Genomic DNA, 574 nt, shown 5'->3' on the forward strand with positions numbered 1-574 from the left:
CCGCTTCGTCTTTCAGCAGATAGTTGCTGACCTCGTCGAGTACCGCGCCTGTGCGCGCCTGCGTGGCGCCTGGCGGTGTCTGGACCTGGACGAATATAAAGCCTTGATCCTCGTTCGGCAGGAACGACGTAGGCAGGCGGACAAACATCACGCCCACCGCAACCACCACCGCAGCGTAGATGAGCAGCCAACGTCCGGACCTGGCGGCGACGTGACGCACACCATGCACATATTTGTCCCGCCCCTTGTCGAAGGTGCGGTTGAACCACCCGAAGAATCCGTCTTTCTCGCCGTGGTCCTCGCGCGGCGGCTTCAGGAGCATTGCGCACAATGCGGGCGTGAGCGAGAGCGCAACGAACACCGACAGGAGCATCGACGCAACGATCGTGAGCGAGAACTGGCGGTAGATCCCGCCGACCGTGCCACTGGAGAACGCCACCGGTACGAACACTGCACACAGCACCATTGCCACGCCGATCAATGCACTGCTGATCTGTCCCATCGCCTTGCGGGTTGCCTCAAGCGGGGACAGTCCTTCCTCATGCATCACGCGCTCGACGTTTTCCACCACCAC

The 574-nt window shown here is 61.8% G+C and carries 1 protein-coding gene; it reads right to left on the reverse strand.

Going from position 1 to position 574, the window contains the following annotated elements:
• Positions 1 to 574 (reverse strand): efflux RND transporter permease subunit (locus OR16_RS38895; RefSeq protein ID WP_158001421.1); only part of this gene is annotated, 574 nt, incomplete at both ends.

It is taken from the genome of Cupriavidus basilensis OR16, assembly GCF_000243095.1.
GTDB lineage: Bacteria > Pseudomonadota > Gammaproteobacteria > Burkholderiales > Burkholderiaceae > Cupriavidus > Cupriavidus basilensis_D.